Source organism: Sulfitobacter sp. 1A15258, from assembly GCF_043557045.1.
GTDB lineage: Bacteria > Pseudomonadota > Alphaproteobacteria > Rhodobacterales > Rhodobacteraceae > Sulfitobacter > Sulfitobacter faviae.
On sequence record NZ_JBIFFK010000002.1, the window covers coordinates 529,765 to 546,781 of the forward strand.

The 17,017-nt window shown below is 66.5% G+C and carries 16 protein-coding genes; 6 read left to right on the plus strand and 10 right to left on the minus strand.

Going from position 1 to position 17,017, the window contains the following annotated elements:
• Nucleotides 1-2: 2 nt before the first annotated feature.
• A complete protein-coding gene (gene hutH / locus ACGYK9_RS06810; protein WP_394413325.1) occupies nucleotides 3-1,541 on the minus strand; it encodes a histidine ammonia-lyase in 1,539 nt (512 codons plus the stop codon).
• Entirely contained in the window at nucleotides 1,538-2,746 is a 1,209-nt protein-coding gene (gene hutI, locus ACGYK9_RS06815) for an imidazolonepropionase (RefSeq protein ID WP_394413328.1), read from the minus strand. The genes hutH and hutI overlap by 4 nt, the downstream gene beginning before the upstream one ends.
• An 85-nt stretch (nucleotides 2,747-2,831) precedes the next feature.
• On the opposite strand from hutI, the gene ACGYK9_RS06820 reads away from it, so the two are divergent.
• The 4 genes from ACGYK9_RS06820 to ACGYK9_RS06835 all read left to right on the plus strand — a co-directional run bounded on the left by ACGYK9_RS06820 (nucleotide 2,832) and on the right by ACGYK9_RS06835 (nucleotide 6,946).
• Nucleotides 2,832-4,190: a formimidoylglutamate deiminase gene (locus ACGYK9_RS06820; RefSeq protein WP_394413331.1), complete on the plus strand. Its 1,359-nt coding sequence runs from the start codon at nucleotides 2,832-2,834 to the stop codon at nucleotides 4,188-4,190.
• 109 nt (nucleotides 4,191-4,299) lie between these two features.
• Nucleotides 4,300-4,518, plus strand: coding sequence for a hypothetical protein (locus tag ACGYK9_RS06825; RefSeq protein WP_209217373.1), 219 nt, complete (start codon nucleotides 4,300-4,302; stop codon nucleotides 4,516-4,518).
• Between the two features lie 119 nt (nucleotides 4,519-4,637).
• On the plus strand, nucleotides 4,638-5,627 hold the full coding sequence (locus ACGYK9_RS06830) for an ROK family protein (RefSeq protein WP_394413334.1): 990 nt from the start codon (nucleotides 4,638-4,640) through the stop codon (nucleotides 5,625-5,627).
• Between the two features lie 47 nt (nucleotides 5,628-5,674).
• Nucleotides 5,675-6,946, plus strand: coding sequence for a glycerate kinase (locus ACGYK9_RS06835; RefSeq protein ID WP_394413337.1), 1,272 nt, complete (start codon nucleotides 5,675-5,677; stop codon nucleotides 6,944-6,946).
• A gap of 23 nt (nucleotides 6,947-6,969) precedes the next feature.
• Here ACGYK9_RS06835 and ACGYK9_RS06840 read toward each other — a convergent pair whose 3' ends face one another.
• The 6 genes from ACGYK9_RS06840 to ACGYK9_RS06865 form a co-directional block, all read right to left on the minus strand.
• On the minus strand, nucleotides 6,970-8,058 hold the full coding sequence (locus tag ACGYK9_RS06840) for a zinc-binding dehydrogenase (RefSeq protein ID WP_394413340.1): 1,089 nt from the start codon (nucleotides 8,056-8,058) through the stop codon (nucleotides 6,970-6,972).
• A gap of 72 nt (nucleotides 8,059-8,130) precedes the next feature.
• Nucleotides 8,131-9,351, minus strand: coding sequence for a TCR/Tet family MFS transporter (locus ACGYK9_RS06845; RefSeq protein WP_394413343.1), 1,221 nt, complete (start codon nucleotides 9,349-9,351; stop codon nucleotides 8,131-8,133).
• 115 nt (nucleotides 9,352-9,466) lie between these two features.
• Complete coding sequence (gene pcaD, locus ACGYK9_RS06850) at nucleotides 9,467-10,270, minus strand: 3-oxoadipate enol-lactonase (RefSeq protein WP_394413346.1); 804 nt, start codon at nucleotides 10,268-10,270, stop codon at nucleotides 9,467-9,469.
• Nucleotides 10,271-10,439: 169 nt separating this feature from the next.
• Nucleotides 10,440-11,411 (minus strand): threonine/serine dehydratase, encoded by a 972-nt coding sequence (locus ACGYK9_RS06855; RefSeq protein ID WP_394413349.1) that lies wholly within the window; start codon nucleotides 11,409-11,411, stop codon nucleotides 10,440-10,442.
• Nucleotides 11,408-12,229, minus strand: coding sequence for an alpha/beta fold hydrolase (locus ACGYK9_RS06860; protein WP_394413352.1), 822 nt, complete (start codon nucleotides 12,227-12,229; stop codon nucleotides 11,408-11,410). Before ACGYK9_RS06860 ends, ACGYK9_RS06855 begins: the two co-directional genes overlap by 4 nt.
• Entirely contained in the window at nucleotides 12,229-12,915 is a 687-nt protein-coding gene (locus tag ACGYK9_RS06865; protein ID WP_394413355.1) for a haloacid dehalogenase type II, read from the minus strand. The genes ACGYK9_RS06860 and ACGYK9_RS06865 overlap by 1 nt, the downstream gene beginning before the upstream one ends.
• A 194-nt stretch (nucleotides 12,916-13,109) precedes the next feature.
• On the opposite strand from ACGYK9_RS06865, the gene ACGYK9_RS06870 reads away from it, so the two are divergent.
• Both ACGYK9_RS06870 and ACGYK9_RS06875 read left to right on the plus strand, forming a co-directional pair.
• Complete coding sequence (locus ACGYK9_RS06870) at nucleotides 13,110-13,547, plus strand: peptidylprolyl isomerase (protein WP_394401488.1); 438 nt, start codon at nucleotides 13,110-13,112, stop codon at nucleotides 13,545-13,547.
• Nucleotides 13,548-13,644: 97 nt separating this feature from the next.
• Nucleotides 13,645-14,760, plus strand: coding sequence for a class I SAM-dependent RNA methyltransferase (locus tag ACGYK9_RS06875; protein WP_394413358.1), 1,116 nt, complete (start codon nucleotides 13,645-13,647; stop codon nucleotides 14,758-14,760).
• Between the two features lie 189 nt (nucleotides 14,761-14,949).
• Here the strand turns inward: ACGYK9_RS06875 and ACGYK9_RS06880 are convergent, their stop codons facing one another.
• Both ACGYK9_RS06880 and fabB read right to left on the minus strand, forming a co-directional pair.
• Nucleotides 14,950-15,741 carry an enoyl-ACP reductase gene (locus ACGYK9_RS06880; RefSeq protein ID WP_394413361.1) on the minus strand — a complete coding sequence of 264 codons (792 nt, stop codon included), beginning with the start codon at nucleotides 15,739-15,741 and terminating at the stop codon, nucleotides 14,950-14,952.
• 9 nt (nucleotides 15,742-15,750) lie between these two features.
• The gene (fabB, locus tag ACGYK9_RS06885) at nucleotides 15,751-16,980 is read right to left on the minus strand and encodes a beta-ketoacyl-ACP synthase I (RefSeq protein WP_067261394.1); all 1,230 of its coding nucleotides are present in this window, start codon (nucleotides 16,978-16,980) and stop codon (nucleotides 15,751-15,753) included.
• Nucleotides 16,981-17,017 lie beyond the last annotated feature (37 nt).

Sequence of the window (17,017 nt, forward strand, 5' to 3'; positions counted from 1 at the left end):
GCTCATGTGGAAAGGCCCGGCATCTCGCAGGCGGCGGCGCGGGTGATCTCACCGCGCGCTACCATCCGTGCCGCGCGCTCCAGATCGGGGGCGAGGTAGCGGTCCTCCTCCAGCGTGGCGACCTCTTCGCGGACCCGCGCGACCACCCGCTGCAACGTCTCGCTGGTGGCCAGCGGCGCGCGGAAGTCGATGCCCTGCGCAGCGCAGAGCAGTTCCACCCCAAGGATGCGGTTCAGGTTCTTGACCATCTGCCCCAGCCGTCGCGCGCCATGGGCGGCCATGCTGACGTGATCTTCTTGGTTGGCCGAGGTCGGCGTGCTGTCGGTGACGCAGGGGTTGGCGAGATGTTTGTTCTCGCTCATCAGGGCGGCGGTGGTGACTTCGGCGATCATATAGCCGCTGTTGAGGCCGGGGGTCGGCGTCAGGAAGGGCGGCAGGTTGAAGCTGAGCACCGGGTCCACGATCAGCGCCACCCGGCGCTGCGCGATGGCGCCGATCTCGGCCACGGCCAGCGCGATCATATCGGCGGCGAAACCCACCGGCTCGGCATGGAAATTCCCGCCCGAGACGATGAGGTCCGCCCCCGTCAGCACCAGCGGGTTGTCGGTGGCGGCATTGGCTTCGACCTCCAGCGTGGCGGCGGCCATGCGCAGCACGTCCATCGCGGCCCCGGTCACCTGCGGCTGGCAGCGGATGCAATAGGGGTCTTGGACGCGGGCATCATTCGCCACATGGCTTTCGCGTATTTCCGAACCTGCAAGCAGGGCGCGCATGGTCTCGCCCGCCTCGATCTGGCCGCGATGGCCGCGCAGAGCGTGGATCTCGGGCTGTAACGGCGCGGTGGAGCCCATGATTGCATCGGTCGATAGGGCCGAGATCACCAGCGCCGAGTTCGCGGCCTGCCATCCGTCGAACAGCCCCGCCAGCGCGAAGGCGGTGGAGAATTGCGTGCCATTGATCAGCGCCAGCCCTTCCTTGGGGCCGAACTCAAGCGGGGTGAGGCCCGCGGCGGTAAGTGCCGCGCCGCCGGGCATCACCCGGCCCTCGAACTCCGCCTCGCCATGGCCCATCATCACGGCGGCCATATGCGCCAAGGGGGCCAGATCGCCCGAGGCGCCGACCGAGCCTTGCGCCGGGATCACCGGGGTCACGCCCCGCTCAAGCATGGCTTCGATCAGGTCCACGACCGCCAGCCGCACGCCCGAGGCCCCGCGCCCGAGGCTCAGCAGTTTCAGCGCCATCAGCAGCCGCGCATGGCCGCGCGGGATCGCGGGGCCGACCCCGCAGCAATGCGACAGGATCAGGTTGCGTTGCAGCGCCGCCGTATCCTCTGCCGCGATCTTGACCGAGGCGAGCTTTCCGAAACCGGTGTTCACGCCGTAAACGGCATCTTCGCCCGCCACGGCCCGAGCGATGCGGGCATGGGCCAGCTCAATCGCGGGACGGCAGGCGGGGTCGAGCCGCACCGATGCCTCTTCGCGGTAGATGCGGACCAGATCGTCCAAAGTGGCCGCGCCGGGGGTGAGGGTCAGGGTGGTCACGATTGGCCTCCGAAAATGCGGGAATGAAGCGGGTTGAAGCCGATGCGATAGGCAAGCTCGGCCGGGTGTTTGATGTCCCAAACAGCGAGGTCGGCGCGCAGGCCGGGGCGGATCATGCCGCAATCCGCCAGCCCGAGCGCGTGAGCCGCGTGCTGCGTGGCGCCGCGCAGCGCCTCTTCTGGCGTCAGGCGGAACAGGGTGCAGCCCATGTTGAGCGCGAGCAGCAGCGAGTTCAGTGGCGAGGAACCGGGGTTGATATCCGTCGCCAGCGCCATCGGCACGCCATGGCGGCGCAGCAGGTCGATGGGCGGCGCTTGGGTCTCGCGCAAGGTATAGAAGGCACCGGGCAGCAGAACGGCGACGCTGCCCGCCTCGGCCATCGCGATCACGCCGCTCTCATCCAAATATTCGATATGATCCGCCGAGAGCGCGCCATAGGAGGCCGCGAGCCGCGCGCCGCCCAAGTTCGACAATTGCTCGGCATGGAGTTTCACCGGCAGGCCCAATTCCCGCGCCACGTCGAATACACGCGCGATCTGGGCGGGCTGAAAGGCGATGCCCTCACAGAACCCGTCGACCGCATCGACCAGCCCTTCGGCATGAGCCGCACGCAGGGCGGGGAGGCAAACATCGTCGATATAGGCATCCGCGCGGCCTGCGTATTCGGCAGGCACCGCATGGGCGCCGAGGAAGGTGGTGGAGACGCGGATCGGGCGCTGCTGGCCAATGGCGCGGGCGGTGCGCAGCATGCGCAGCTCGGTCTCGATATCCAGACCATAGCCGGATTTGACTTCGATGGCCGTGACCCCTTCGGCGATCAGCACGTCGACGCGGCGCAGGGCATCGGCCAGCAACTCTGCCTCATCGGCGGCGCGGGTAGCGGTGACGGTTGAGACGATGCCGCCCCCGGCGCGGGCGATTTCCTCATAGCTGGCGCCCTCCAGCCGCATCTCGAACTCCCGCGCGCGGTCGCCGCCGTGCACGATATGGGTGTGGCAATCGATCAGCCCGGGGGTGACAAGCCGCTGGCCCAGCGATTCGGCGGGCAGGTCGCGGTAGCCTTGCGGCAGATCACCGCGCGGGCCGACCCATGCGATCTGGCCCTCGGCAATCGCGATCGCCGCATCTTCGATCAAACCATAGGGCTGTGGGCCATCCATCGTCGCCGCCGTGAGGTCGACCAAGACCCGATCCTGCGCTGTCATCCTATCGCCTCCTCCGAAGGTTTCGCTTTTCTACATCGGTTTTATTTGCTATATGTCTATACATAAAGAAGCAAAGGGCCGTCAAATGATTTTCGCTACACATGCAAAACTGCCGCAGGGATGGGTGCGCGACGTTCGGATCACGGTTATCGATGGGCGGGTGACGCAGGTGGAGACCGGGCAGGCACCGCAGGCCGATGACACCCGTGTCGACACCCTGCTGCCCGCGCTGGCCAATCTCCACAGCCACAGCTTCCAACGCGCCATGGCCGGGATGACCGAGACGCGCTTGGCCGGGAAAGACAGTTTCTGGACATGGCGCGATTTGATGTATCGCTTCACCGCCCATCTGACGCCCGCGCATATCGAAGCCATCGCGGCCTTCGTCTTCCTACAGATGCAAGAGGCCGGTTTCGCCAGCGTGGGAGAGTTTCACTACCTCCACCACCAGCCCGATGGCACGCCCTATGATGATCTGGGGGAGCTATCGGCCCGGATCGCGGCGGCGGCGGCGCAGACGGGGATCGGGCTGACCCATCTGCCGGTGCTCTATACCTATGGCGGTGCGGGGCAGCAGCCCTTGCAGGCGGGGCAGGCGCGTTTTGGCAATGGGGTGGCGCGCTTCGGCGCACTGGTTGAGCAAGCGCAGCGGGCGGTGCGGGACCTGCCCCCCGATTGCCGCGTCGGCATCGCGCCCCATTCGCTGCGCGCCACCGCTCCGGAGGAATTGGCCGAGGTGCTGGCCGCCCATCCCGATGTGCCGGTCCATATCCACATCGCCGAACAGCCCAAAGAGGTCGCGGATATCTCCGCTTGGCTTGGCGCGCGTCCGGTCGACTGGTTGCTGGCCAATGCCGATGTGGCGGAGAACTGGTGCCTGATCCACGCGACCCATATGACTGGTGCGGAGACCACCGCCATGGCCCGCTCCGGCGCGGTGGCGGGGCTTTGCCCGGTGACGGAGGCGAACTTGGGCGACGGGCCGTTCAATGGGCCGCGCTACCTCGCCGCCGGAGGGCGGTTTGGCGTCGGGTCGGATTCCAACGTGCTGATTTCATTGACCGAGGAGTTGCGGACTTTAGAATATTCGCAACGTCTGCGGGATTTGGCGCGCAATGTGATGGTGGCGGGCGAAGGTTCGGTCGGGGCGGCGCTTTACACGGGCGCGGCGCGTGGCGGGGCGCAGGCGCTTGGCCGGGGCCGGGGCGAGATTGCCGTGGGCGAGTGGGCCGATCTTGTGGCGATCGACAGCCAAGACCCGGCGCTCTGCGCGCTGCGGCCTGACCAATTGCTCGACGGTCTGGCCTTTGCCGCCAAGGATCGGGTGGTGACCGATCTGTGGTCGGCGGGCCGCCATGCGGTGACGGGCGGGCGGCACCGGCAGCGGGATCGGATTGTGGCGGGTTACCGTCGCGCCATGGCAGAGGTGATGGCGCTTTTGTGAAACCTTCCCTTTTCGGGAACTTTGGCGCGGCCTGCCGGGTTGGCCCGGTAACGAGGACCGCGCGAAGTGCTGCGCGGCACAGCCCGAAGACAGTGAAAGGGAGCGGATCATGAGTCCACCAGACACGAACCTCAAAAAACAGGAAAGCCGTCACAAATGGCCCCTGATCGGCATGGCGCTTGTGGTAATCTTTGGCGTCGGGATCATCGTCTATTGGACGGGCGAGGAAGTCGCCACCGCGCCCGAGACGGAAGAAGAAGTGATCGTCGACGAGGAAAACGTCATCGAGGGCGACGATGAAGCATCGGTGCCGATTGCCCCTGATTGATCCAAACGGACAGCACCAAATACAAAACCCGGAAGCCTCGGCTTTCGGGTTTTGTTGTTTGACCTTGGCCGCGCGGGCGGGCCATCTTGCATCGGTATCGAGGGCAGCGGGGCAGGCACATGTGGTATTTGGTAGGGGACATCGGCGGCACCAATCTGCGCCTCGCAGCGGTGGACCCGGCGGGGGCGGTGGTAGAACGCCGCACCCACCCCACCGACGGGCTGACCACTTTGCCCGACGCTTGTGCGGCGTTTTGCACCGAGGTGGGCCGCCCGCCCGAAGGGGTCGCCATGGCGGTGGCTGGGGTGGTTGTCGACGGGCTGGTGCGGATGACCAATGCGGCGCGCAGCATCTCGCGGGATGATCTGGCACGGGCCTGCGGTTTGGACCCCGCCAAGGTGCTGCTGCTTAATGATTTCGAGGCGGCGGCTTGGTCCTTGGCCACGCTGGATACTGAGAAAGTGACCTATCTTCAGGGCGGGCCCGACCCGCAACCGGGGGCGCGGGTGATCATCGGTCCGGGGACGGGCCTTGGCGTTGGGTCTCTGGTCTGGCAGGGCGCGCGGCCAACGGCGGTGCCGGGCGAAGGCGGGCATCTGCGGCTCACCCCCCACAGCGCCGAGGAAGTGGCCTATTTCGAAGCCCTGATCGCGCTTTGGCCCGAGGTGCAGATGGGCGCGGCGCTGGCGGTCGAGGCCGAGGCGATCCTGTCGGGCACCGGCATGCCCTATTGGTATCGTGCCATCGCCTCCGCACGGGGCGAGGCGGCGCATTCGGAGGGGGCGGCGGCGATTTTCGCGGCGGCTAGGGCTGGGGAGGACGCGAGTGCCTGTCGCGCAGTTGCATTGATGGTGCAGTATCTTGGCGGGGTCGCGGGGGATCTGGGCTTGGTCATGGGCGCGCGCGGCGGGGTCTTCATCACGGGGGGCGTGGCGCAGCAGAACCCGTGGATGCTGGATGACAGCTTCCTCGCCGCCTTCAACGCAGGGGGGCGGCACAGCAAATGGCGCGCGGCGATGCCCTTGGGCCTGTGCAGCGACCCCGACTTTGGCCTGCTGGGCGCGCGCAACTGCCTGTTTGTTCAGCATGAACGCCCCCTGCCGGATTGACAGCAGGCAACGGGCCGCCATGATCGCCGCAGCAGTCGGAGTGCCCTATGCCAAACCTCAATGACCCGAAACGCCAGTTCTTGGCCGAACTGTTCGACACCGCCGTCGCCGCCGCCGATCCGCATTTGATCCTGAAAGACCGGCTGCCGCCGCCGCCCAAAGGGCGCACGGTGGTGATCGGTGCGGGCAAGGGGGCGGCGCAGTTGGCGCAAGCGTTCGAGGCCATCTGGCCGCACCCCTATGATGGTGTCGTGGTCACCCGCTACGGATATGGCGCGCCTTGTCAGCGGATTAAGGTGATGGAGGCCGCCCATCCGGTGCCCGATCAGGCCGGGATCGAGGCTGCCCGCGCCTTGCAGGATGCGGTGCAAGGTTTGGGGCCGGAGGATCAGGTGATCGCGCTGGTCTGCGGCGGCGGCTCATCGCTTTTGCCCGCCCCGCCCGAGGGGCTGACGTTGGAGGATTTGCAGGCCTTGAACGCGGCGCTCTTGGCCTCGGGCGCGCCGATCTCGGTCATGAACGACATCCGCAAACAGTTCAGCACGGTCAACGGCGGGCGTCTGGCAGAACTGGCCTATCCGGCGCAGGTGGTGAGCTTTGTCGTCTCGGACGTGCCGGGGGATGATCCGGGGGCCGTGGCCTCTGGCCCCACGGTGCCGGGGCGGCGGACTGCGGCGGCGGTGTTGGAGGAGGTGGCCGCGCGGGGGTTGGAGCTGCCGGAGCGCTGCATGACGTTTCTGGAAAAGGCCGCCGCGCAACCGTTGCAGGACGCGCCAAGCACGACGCAGACCCATGTCATCGCCTCTGCCGGTCTGTCGCTTGCCGCCGCGGCCAAGGCCGCGCAGGCGCGGGGGGTGAACGCGTGGATACTGTCGGACGCGATTGAGGGCGAGGCGCGGGAGGTGGCGCTGGTCCATGCGGCCCTTGCCCGACAGGCGCAGGAAAGCGGTTTTCCCCATCCTGCACCGCTGGTGCTGCTCTCGGGTGGGGAGACGACGGTCACCCTGCGCCACGAGGGGCGCGGCGGACGCAACAGTGAGTTTGCGCTGTCCCTTGCGCTGGCGCTCGAAGGGCGGGAGGGGATCACCGCTTTGGCCGCAGATACCGACGGGATTGACGGGTCAGAGGATAACGCGGGCGCCTTCGTCGAGGCGGGCACAGCGGCTACGATGCGCGCGGCGGCTGTGGACCCGCGCGGCGCCTTGCAGCGCAACGATGCTTACGGCGCGTTCAAGGCGATTGACGCCCTGTTTCACACCGGCCCCACCGGGACCAATGTGAATGATTTTCGCGCCCTTTTGATCGGCGATCTGCCGTAGTGTCCGCCCGCCTCAGGGCCGATCTAGGAGCGGTCGAAGACGATCACATTGCGCCGCGCGGCGCCGGTCTTGGTGTCGGCAATCGCCTCGTTGATCTGATCCAGCTGCCAGCGGCCAGAGATCAGACTGTCGAGTTGCAGGCGGCCCTGAAGATAGAGGTCGACCATCCACGGAATGTCGCGCTGGATCACCACATCGCCCATTTTGGAGCCGACCATGCCTTGCCCCAGGGCGGCGAGGACCACCGGTTCATAGCTGGCCTCGGCCCCGCTGTGGGGCATGCCGACCATGATCACCCGGCCCCCGGCGGCGAGGTAGCGCGGCGCGGTTTCATAGGCGGGGATCGCGCCCACGGTGACGATCACGGCATCCGCCCCGCGCCCCATGGCCTTGAAGGCCGCGCGCCACGGTTTCGCCTCGGTCGCGAGCACAGTGTCGGTCGCGCCGAATTCGCGGGCGATGGCGAGTTTGTCTTCGGTCATGTCGACCGCCACGATCCGCCGAGCGCCCGCGATGCGCGCCCCTTGAATCGCGTTGAGGCCGACCCCGCCCGCGCCGATCACCACCACATCCTGACCCGCGCGCAGGCCCGCTGCGTTGACCACGGCGCCGACACCGGTGATGACGCCGCAGGCGATCAGGCAGGCGGCGTCTTTGGGAATGTCATGCGAGATTTTCACCACCTGCGACCGGTCTACGACGACCTTCTCGGCGAAACCGCCGGTGTTCATCGCCTGAACGAGCGGTGCGCCCTCGGCCGTTTGCAGCGGCCCTTCGGGCGCTTGCGGGGTTTCGCAGATCGTCGGCTGGCCCGAGGCGCAGTTGGGGCAGCTGCCACAGGCGCGGATCAGGGTGACGATCACGCTGTCGCCCTCGGCCAGACCCTGCACATTCGGCCCCACGGCGCTGACGCGGCCTGCCGCCTCATGGCCATAGACGGCAGGCAGTGTGCCGCCCCAGCCACCTTCGGCAAACAGGATGTCGGAATGGCAGATCGCCACGGCATCCAAGGTCACTTCGACCTCGCCCGTTTGCGGTGCGCTGATGCGGATGTCTTCGACACTCAGCGGTGTGTCAAAGGCATGGCAGACGGCGGCTTTGATGGTTTGCAATGGCCTGTCCCTTTCACTTGGTTTTCGCCAGCCTGACGCGGTTGGGCCGGTGGTGCAAGGCGGGGAATGGGCCTAATGCGGCGAAGTGTCGTTTTGTGACGTAGGGGTAGGGGGGCTGGCAAAGATCACCAGCCCGCCGAGGGTCAGCAAAAGCGCCAGCAGGAAGGGCGCACCGGGAAGGTAGATCGCGGCTTCGGGGGCCGTGAAATAGGCGAAGACTGCGGTCATCGTCAGCGGCGAGATGATCATCGCCAGCGCGGTGGAGGAACTGAGCGCGCCGTGCAACTCCCCTTGGGCGTCGGCGCTGACGCGGGCTGACATGATGCCTTGAAGCGCGGGCGGGATCACCCCCGCAAGCGCGGCGAGCGGGGTCATGATCAGCGCCCAAGTGCCCGAGGTCAGCACGGTCAGCGCGGCAAAGGCGGCAAGGGCAAAGACATGGCCTAGAATCACCGTGGCGCGCGCGCCCAAGCGGCGGATCACCGGGCCGATCAAGGCGCCTTGGACAAGCGCCATCAGCACGCCGAAAAGGCCCAATGACAGGCCGATCATCGTCGGCGACCAGCCAAAACGCTCGACCCCGAAATAGGCCCAGACCGCCGGATAGGCGGCAAAGCCCACATGGTAGATGAAATAGACCGCGAGCAGCCTGCCAACCTCGGGCAGGCGGCCAAGGGCGCGCAGCGCGCCCAGCGGATTGGCCCGCCGCCAGTCGAAGGCGCGGCGTTGCGTCGTGGGCAGGGTTTCGCGCAGCACGGCCCAGCCAAGCGCCGCATTGCCCGCCGCCAGCACCGCCGCCGCCCAGAAGGGCGCGCGGGTGCCATATTCGCCCAAGACGCCGCCCATGAGCGGCCCCAGAACAAAGCCCGCGCCAAAGGCCGCGCCGATCAGCCCGAAACGCGCCGCGCGGTCCTGCGCCGGAGAGATATCGGCCATATAGGCCGAGGCCGTGGCATGGGTCGCCGCCGTGATGCCCCCCACGAGCCGCCCGATCAGCAGCAGCCAAATGCTGCCCGCGAGTGCCATCACGCCATAGTCCAGCGTCATCACGATCAGCGCCAGCAGCAGGACCGGGCGGCGGCCAAAACGGTCGGAGAGCCCCCCCAGCACCGGGCCGAAGAGGAATTGCATCGCGGCAAAGCCCGTGGCCAGCACGCCGCCCCAAAGGGCTGCATCGCTCAGCCCGCCGCCGCGCACTTCGCGGATCAGGTCGGGCATGACGGGCAGGATCAGGCCGACGCCCATGGCATCGATCATCACCGTCACAAGGATAAAGATCAGTGGCAGCGGCATTCGGTCAGATGTGGTCCGCGCAGGGGCCAAAGGCAAGGGCGGACGATAGGGCGCGAATGCGGCGCGCGTGGCATGCGCATGGCCCGCCCGCCGCCCGAGACACCTGCGGCCACGATCAGCCCTGCGCCTTCGGGATATGCCCGACGCTGGCGAGGAAATCGTTCAGCGTTTCGGCGTATTCCTGCGGCTGCTCGACACAGGGCAGATGGCCTGCGCGGCGGATCAGTTTGAACTTCGAGGCGGGGATCAGGCCCATCAATTCGCGCACCAGATCGGGCGGGGTGGAGCCGTCTTCGGACCCCGCGATGCCAAGCGCGGGCAGGCGCAGGCCGGAGGTCGGGGTCATGAAATCGCTATGCGAGATCGCCGCCGAACAGCCCGCATAGCCCGCGTCGGGCTGCCGCGTTAGCATGTTGCGCCAGAGCGCCAGTTCCGAGGTGGCGCGGAACCCGGTCGAGAACCAACGCTCCATCACCGCGTCGGCAAGGCTTTCGATACCGCCTTTTTCGACGTCCGCGATCCGCGCATCCCAAATGTCGCGGTTGCCGATCTTGGTCGCCGTATTGCTCAGCACCAGCGCGCGGATCATGTCGAGCCGTTTGACTGCGAGGCCCTGCGCGATCATCCCGCCGATTGACAGGCCGACAAAGACGCAGTTGCGCACCTGAAGGTGGTCGAGCAGGCGTTCGGTGTCGGTGATGAGCGACCCCATAGAATAAGGCGCGGGCGGGCAGGACGACAGGCCGTGGCCGCGTTTGTCAAAGCGGATGATGCGCAGACCGGGCACGAGCAGCGGCAGGATCGGGTCCCACAGGCGCATGTCGGTGCCGAGCGAATTGGCGAAGACCACGGGCGCGCCGTCTTCGGGGCCGTCGACGCGGTAGTGCAGCTGCACCTCGCCGGTGTCGAAAATCTGCATGGGGGTCTCCTTTGGGCGGCGTTGAGGGTGCAGCATATCGTGCGAACGCGGGAGGTCAAAGTGCAGGGCTTCAGCTAAGGACCGCCCGGCCGTAGGCCGGGCAGCGCCGACCCGCCCCCCTGGGGCGGCGCTTTCAGCACCACCCCGCGGGTCGGCGCTGCCCTAATCGTTACCCCAGCGTCTGCAGCGCGCGGGCAAACATATCCGCGTCAACGTTCCCGCCGGAGATGGTGACGATCACATCGTCCCCGTCAATCTCTCCGCCCCGGAACAACGCCGCGGCAAGCGCCACGGCACCGCCCGGCTCAGCCACAACCTTCAACCGGTTGAACGCATGACCCATCGCCTGCAACGCCTCCTCATCACTCACCACCAGTCCCGGCCCTACAAGCCGCTGCATGATCGGGAAGGTCAGCTCCCCCGGCGCGGGGGTCACGATGGCGTCGCAGATCGAGCCGAGCGCCTTCGCATTCCGCTCGATCTGGCCGGAAACCAGCGAGCGGGCGGCATCGTCGAAGCCTTCCGGTTCCGCCGGGCGCACGCGGAACCCCGGCGCCTCGGCCTCCAGCGCCAGCGCGATGCCAGAGGTCAGGCCACCGCCGCCGCAGCAGACGATCACCTCGGCCGCTTCGATCCCGGCCTCGGCGGCCTGCTGTGCGATTTCCAGCCCCGTGGTGCCTTGGCCCGCGATCACCTGCGGCTCGTCATAGGGCTTGATCAGCGTGAGCCCGCGTTCCTCAGCCAAGACGGCACCGATCTCCTCGCGGCTCTCATTCGCGCGGTCATAGAGCACCACCTCGGCGCCATAGGCGCGGGTGTTGGCGATCTTCAGCCGCGGGCTGTCCTCGGGCATGACGATCACGGCAGGCGCGCCGTGCATCTTGGCCGCCAGGGCCACGCCTTGGGCATGGTTGCCGCTGGAATAGGCGATGACGCCCTTGGCGCGCTGCGCGCTTGGCAGGGCCGAAAGGGCCGACCACGCGCCACGAAACTTGAAGCTGCCGGTATGCTGCAAACACTCGGGTTTGACCCAGACCCGGCGGCCCGCGATCTCGTCCAGAAACGGGGAGTTCAAGAGCGGCGTGCGCCGCACATGGCCCTTGGCGCGGTCGGCGGCGGCGCGGATCATGTCGATGTTCATTTGATTTGTCCTATCCATTCGTGCAGCGCGGCAAGCGCTTGGGGTTCGTCGAGAAAGGGCACATGGCCGCGATCCGGCACTTCGGCCACAATCATATCGGGGCGGCGGGCCTGCATTTGCATCAGCGTCTCGCGGCTGAACAAGGTGGAATTGGCCCCGCGGATCGTGACCAGCGGCAACCCTTGCAGCGCATCGAAGAATGGCCACAGGTCAACAGCTTGCTGGCCTGCGGCGGCCACGGCATCGCGCAGATGCGGATCATAGGTGATTTTCAGCCCGTCTTCGGTCGCCCTGTAATGGCGTTTGACCTCCTCAAGCCAGCGGCTTTCGGGCACGCCGTGAAACTCGGGAAAGGCGCGGGCCATGGCGGCGGCGGCTTCTTCATAGGTTTTGGCGGCGGGGTTACGACCGAGATAGCCCATGATGAATTCAACGCCCTTGGGGTCAAGCTCGGGGCCCACGTCATTCAGCGCCACGCCCAAAAGGTGATCATGAGCGACCATCGCCAGCGCCATGGCATTCAGCCCGCCACGCGAGGTGCCGATGAGGGCGACCTGTTCCAGCCCCAGATTCGCCAGCAATTCCAACACGTCGCGGCATTCCACCGAGAGCGTGTAGTTCCGCCAATTCGAGTCGAAATCCGAGCGGCCCCGCCCGCGGTAGTCCATGCGGATCAGCCGGTGATCAGCCAAATGCGGGGCGAGGTAGTCGAAATCCGCGCCGGTGCGGGTGAGACCGGCAAGGCAAAGGATCGGCAAGCCACTGCCCTCATCCGTGTAATGCAGCGACAGCCCGTCGGAGGTGGTGAAACGCGGCATCAGAGCCCCGCCAATGCGGGAATGCCGCTGAGATCGCGCAACTGATGCGCGGGTTTCCACGGCAGCCGGTCCACCGGATCGCCGCCCCGGTTTACCCATGCGGTGGTGAACCCATAGCCCGTCGCCGCTGCCGCGTCCCAGCCGTTGGAGGACACGAACAGCACCTCGTCCTTGGCGCAGCCGAAGTGTTCTCCGACAAGGTCATAAACCGACGCATGCGGTTTGAAGACGCCGACGCTTTCGACCGAAAGCGAGACATCCAAAAGATCACCGATTCCCGCCGATTGCACCGCCCCGTCCAGCATCGCCGGGGCGCCGTTGGAGAGGATCGCGGTGTTCAGGCCCCCGTCTTTCAGCGCGCGCAGCATGGCGGGCACCTCGTCATAGGCGCGAAGCTTCCAGTAAAGCGCCAGCAGGCGCGCACGCAGGGCGGGGTCATTGGCGAGGTTCATCTTCTCCAGCGTCCAATCCAGCCCCTCTTGGGTGACTTGCCAGAAATCGTCATGCGCCCCGGTCACGGCCCGCAGCCATGAATACTGCAACTGCTTGAGACGCCAGTGTTCTGCCAGTTCCGGCCAAGTCTCGGCGATGGCGGCAAAAGCGGGTTCGGCTGCGGCCTCACGGGCGGCGGCGGCCACGTCGAAGAGGGTTCCATAGGCGTCGAAAACGCAGGTGGTGATGGGCATCTGACAGGCTTTCCCTTTCCGTGTCGCGGCAGAGTGGCACGCAGGCGCGGCGGCGAAAAGGGGCGAATTCCGCGATCGACCCGGACGGGGGGTTTACTCTCGGGGTCACAATCTTCATGCTGTCGCGGAATTTGGAGCACCCGCGCAGATACGCGGCCTCCTCCCTTTTTCCCCCTACAGATTGGAGACACCCGATGGCTGAGGTCAAATCCGGCGACACAGTACAGATTCACTATACCGGCACGTTGAAAGACGGCACCACATTCGACAGCTCCGAGGGCCGTGACCCGCTTGAGTTCGTCGTGGGTTCGGGCCAAATCATCCCCGGTCTCGACAGCGCGCTGCCCGGCATGACCGAGGGCGACAAGAAGGTCGTTCAAGTGCCCAGCGAAGAGGCCTATGGCCCCGTGAACCCCGAGATGCGTCAGGCTGTGCCGCGCGAGGGCATCCCGGCGGACATCCCGCTCGATCCCGGCACGCAGCTGCAGATGCAGACCCCCGAGGGTCAGGCGCTGCCGGTGACCGTGGTTGAGGTTGACGAGACCACCGTGACGCTCGACGCCAACCACCCGCTGGCGGGCAAGGACCTGCAGTTCGACATCGAACTGGTCAAGATCGCTTCGGCGGCCTGATATCGGTGGCCGGGGGGCTTCCCCCCGGCACGCCCCAAAGACGTCTCCAGCGTCTTTTCCCCTCGCACGCCCGCGCATTGGCGCTTATGCAGGGGCCATGGATACCCCAGATACATTCGAGATTTTCCTTGTCTGCCCGCCCGGGCTTGAGGATTTGCTCTGCGCCGAAGCGCAGGAAAAAGGTTTTGCAGCAGCGCAGGCCCAGCCCGGTGGCGTGAGCGTGCAGGGCGGCTGGCCCGAGGTCTGGCGCGCCAATCTGGAGCTGCGCGGCGCCGCACGGGTGCTGGCGCGGATCGGCGGTTTCATGGCCTTCCATCTGGCGCAGTTGGACAAACGCTGTCGTAAATTTCCCTTTACCGATGTGCTGCGCACCGATGTGCCGGTGAAGGTGCAGGTGACGACGAAGGCATCCAAGATTTACCACGCCGGGGCGGCGCAGCAGCGGGTCGAAACGGCGCTGCGCGAAAGCCATGGCATCACGGTGGATGCCGAGGCGGCGCTGGTGCTGAAGGTCCGCATCCACGACAATCAGGTGACCTTCAGCCTCGATACCTCCGGCGAGGCGCTGCACAAGCGCGGCCACAAGGAGGCCGTGGGCAAGGCGCCAATGCGCGAGAACATGGCGGCACTGATGCTGCGGTCCTGCGGCTATGCGCCCGGCGAGCCGGTGGTCGACCCGATGTGCGGCTCGGGCACATTCCTGATCGAGGCCGCCGAGATCGCGGCGGGGCTGAAGCCCGGGCGCTCGCGGCGCTTCGCCTTCGAGGATTTGGCGAGTTTCGATGCCGGGGCGTGGGAAGAGATGCGCGCTGCGGGGGCGGAGGCCGAGCCTGCTGTGCGGTTCCACGGATCCGACCGGGACGCGGGCGCGATCCGCATAAGCACGGCCAATGCCGACCGGGCCGGAGTAGGGGGCTGGTGTGATTTTGCCTGCCATGGGGCAGGGGAGGTGCAGCCGCCCGAAGGCCCGCCCGGGCTGGTGATCGTGAACCCGCCCTACGGAGGGCGGATCGGGAACAAGAAGTTGCTTTATCCGCTCTACGGGACGCTGGGCGAGACGCTGAAGGCGCGGTTCCGCGGCTGGCGCGTGGGGCTGGTGACCTCGGAGCCGCCGCTTGCGAAGGCGACCGGGCTGCCGTGGAAAGGGCAGGGGCCGGCGATTGCGCATGGCGGGATGAAAGTGTGGCTCTGGCAGACAGAGGCGCTGCGGTAGCGACGGAGGGCCATCGCCTGCCCGTGGGGTGGCGATCCTGACGGTGATCCGTCCCACTTTATGGTGCAGCGTGAGTGCGCCCTCACGAAGGCGCGCCAAGCCTCACCAAATCGCCTCCCCGCCGGGACGGGCAGGCGATGGCCCGGCGCCTGCGGCTTGATTCCGGGCCGTGCCAGTCAAAGACCGCTCTTAAAGATGCTCCGCCTGCGGCATCCCCAGCACGTGGAAGCCGCCATCCACACGGACGATCTCGCCGGTCGTGCAGGCGCCTGCGTCGGATGCCAGATAGACCGCCGTGCCGCCCACAGCCTCGAGCGTCGCATTGGACCGCAGCGGCGCGTTCTGATCCGTGTGCTTGTATGTCTTGCGCGCCCCACCAATCGCGGCCCCCGCCAGCGTCTTCATCGGACCCGGCGAGATCGCGTTCACGCGGATGCCTTCCGGCCCCAGATCATTGGCCAGATAGCGCGTCGCACTTTCCAGCGCCGCCTTGGCCACGCCCATCACGTTGTAATTCGGCGTCACCCGGTTCGAGCCCATGTAGGTCAGCGTCATCAGCGTGCCACCGTTCTCCTTCATCAGCGGATGCGCGCGGCGCGCCACGTCGATGAAGGAATAGGCCGAGATATCCATGGAGTTTTTGAAGTTCGCCCGGCTGGTGTTCAAAAACCGCCCCGTCAGTTCGGATTTGTCCGAAAAGGCAATGGCATGGACGACGAAGTCGATGGTCGGCCAACGCGCGCCCAGCTCCTCGAAGGCGCGGTCGAGCGAGGCGTCGTCGGTCACGTCGACATCGACCATGAAGTCAGAGCCGACGCTCTGCGCCAGCGGCTCCAGCCGCTTGCCAAAGGCTTCGCCTTGATAGGTAAAGGCCAGTTCCGCCCCGGCCTCGGCCATCGCCTTGGCGATGCCCCAGGCGATGGAGCGTTCATTGGCCACACCCATGACGAGGCCGCGTTTTCCTGCAAGCAATCCAGACATGCCCAGCCCTCAGCCTTGGTACTTCGACAGGATCATCGACCCGTTGGTGCCGCCGAACCCGAAGGAGTTCGTCATCACCGAGTCGAGGCCCGCGTTGTCGACCCGCTCCAAAGCGATCTCGGAGGGATCGAGCGCGGGGTCGAGGTTTTGCACGTTGATCGACTTGGCGATGAAATCGTTGTCGAGCATCAAGAGCGAGAAGATCGCCTCCAGCGCGCCGGCAGCGCCCTGTGCGTGGCCGGTCATCGACTTCGTCGAGCTTACGGGCGGGGTGTTGCCTTGACCGAAGACGCGGCGCACGGCCTCGATCTCGCCCACGTCGCCCACCGGGGTCGAGGTGCCATGGGCGTTGATGTAGCCCACCTTGCGGCCCTCGGGCAGGGTCTCCAGCGCCAGACGCATGGCGCGCTCGCCGCCCTCGCCGGAGGGGGCAACCATGTCGTGGCCGTCGCTGGTGGCGGCATAGCCGGTCACCTCGGCGTAGATTTTCGCACCGCGCGCCAGCGCGTGGTCGAGGTCTTCGAGCACCAGCATACCGCCGCCGCCGGAGATCACGAAACCGTCGCGGTCGGCGTCGAAGGCGCGGCTCGCCGTTTCGGGCGCGTCGTTGTATTTTGACGACATCGCGCCCATCGCGTCGAAGAGGCAGCTGAGCGTCCAGTCCAACTCCTCACCACCACCGGCGAACATCACGTCTTGCTTGCCCAGCATGATCTGCTCGGCCGCGTTGCCGATGCAATGCAGCGAGGTAGAACAGGCCGAGGTGATCGAATAGTTGATGCCTTTGATCTTGAAGGCGGTCGAGAGGTTCGCGCTCACGGTCGATGACATGCATTTCGGCACCGCGAATGGCCCGATGCGCTTGGTCGCGCCGGTGTCTTTCACGATGTTATGCGCGGCGAACATGGCCGAGGTCGACGGCCCGCCGGAGCCTGCCACCAGACCGGTGCGCGGGTTGCTGATCTGAGCCTCGTCGAGGCCCGCATCCTTGATCGCCTGATCCATGGCGACATAGGCATAGCCCGCGCCCGGCCCCATGAAACGCAAGGTCCGCTTGTCGATGTGATCGGCCAGATTGATCTTGAGTGTCCCGGCCACGCGGCTGCGGAACCCGTGTTCGGCCATCTCCGGGCTGGCTTCGATCCCGGAGGTGCCGTTTTTGAGTGCTTCGAGCACTTCTTCGGCGTTATTTCCGATGGATGAGACAATCCCCAACCCTGTGACGACGACGCGGCGCATGCGCAGCACTCCTTTGTTTTGGCAGCCCCGGTGTATG

Bases quoted from the DNA above. Each gene is read 5' to 3' on its own strand.
- hutI (WP_394413328.1), bottom strand. From the start codon at position 2,746: ATGACAGCGCAGGATCGGGTCTTGGTCGACCTCACGGCGGCGACGATG.
- ACGYK9_RS06820 (WP_394413331.1), top strand. From the start codon at position 2,832: ATGATTTTCGCTACACATGCAAAACTGCCGCAGGGATGGGTGCGCGAC.
- ACGYK9_RS06825 (WP_209217373.1), top strand. From the start codon at position 4,300: ATGAGTCCACCAGACACGAACCTCAAAAAACAGGAAAGCCGTCACAAA.
- ACGYK9_RS06830 (WP_394413334.1), top strand. From the start codon at position 4,638: ATGTGGTATTTGGTAGGGGACATCGGCGGCACCAATCTGCGCCTCGCA.
- ACGYK9_RS06835 (WP_394413337.1), top strand. From the start codon at position 5,675: ATGCCAAACCTCAATGACCCGAAACGCCAGTTCTTGGCCGAACTGTTC.
- ACGYK9_RS06845 (WP_394413343.1), bottom strand. From the start codon at position 9,351: ATGCCGCTGCCACTGATCTTTATCCTTGTGACGGTGATGATCGATGCC.
- pcaD (WP_394413346.1), bottom strand. From the start codon at position 10,270: ATGCAGATTTTCGACACCGGCGAGGTGCAGCTGCACTACCGCGTCGAC.
- ACGYK9_RS06855 (WP_394413349.1), bottom strand. From the start codon at position 11,411: ATGAACATCGACATGATCCGCGCCGCCGCCGACCGCGCCAAGGGCCAT.
- ACGYK9_RS06860 (WP_394413352.1), bottom strand. From the start codon at position 12,229: ATGCCGCGTTTCACCACCTCCGACGGGCTGTCGCTGCATTACACGGAT.
- ACGYK9_RS06865 (WP_394413355.1), bottom strand. From the start codon at position 12,915: ATGCCCATCACCACCTGCGTTTTCGACGCCTATGGAACCCTCTTCGAC.
- ACGYK9_RS06870 (WP_394401488.1), top strand. From the start codon at position 13,110: ATGGCTGAGGTCAAATCCGGCGACACAGTACAGATTCACTATACCGGC.
- ACGYK9_RS06875 (WP_394413358.1), top strand. From the start codon at position 13,645: ATGGATACCCCAGATACATTCGAGATTTTCCTTGTCTGCCCGCCCGGG.
- ACGYK9_RS06880 (WP_394413361.1), bottom strand. From the start codon at position 15,741: ATGTCTGGATTGCTTGCAGGAAAACGCGGCCTCGTCATGGGTGTGGCC.
- fabB (WP_067261394.1), bottom strand. From the start codon at position 16,980: ATGCGCCGCGTCGTCGTCACAGGGTTGGGGATTGTCTCATCCATCGGA.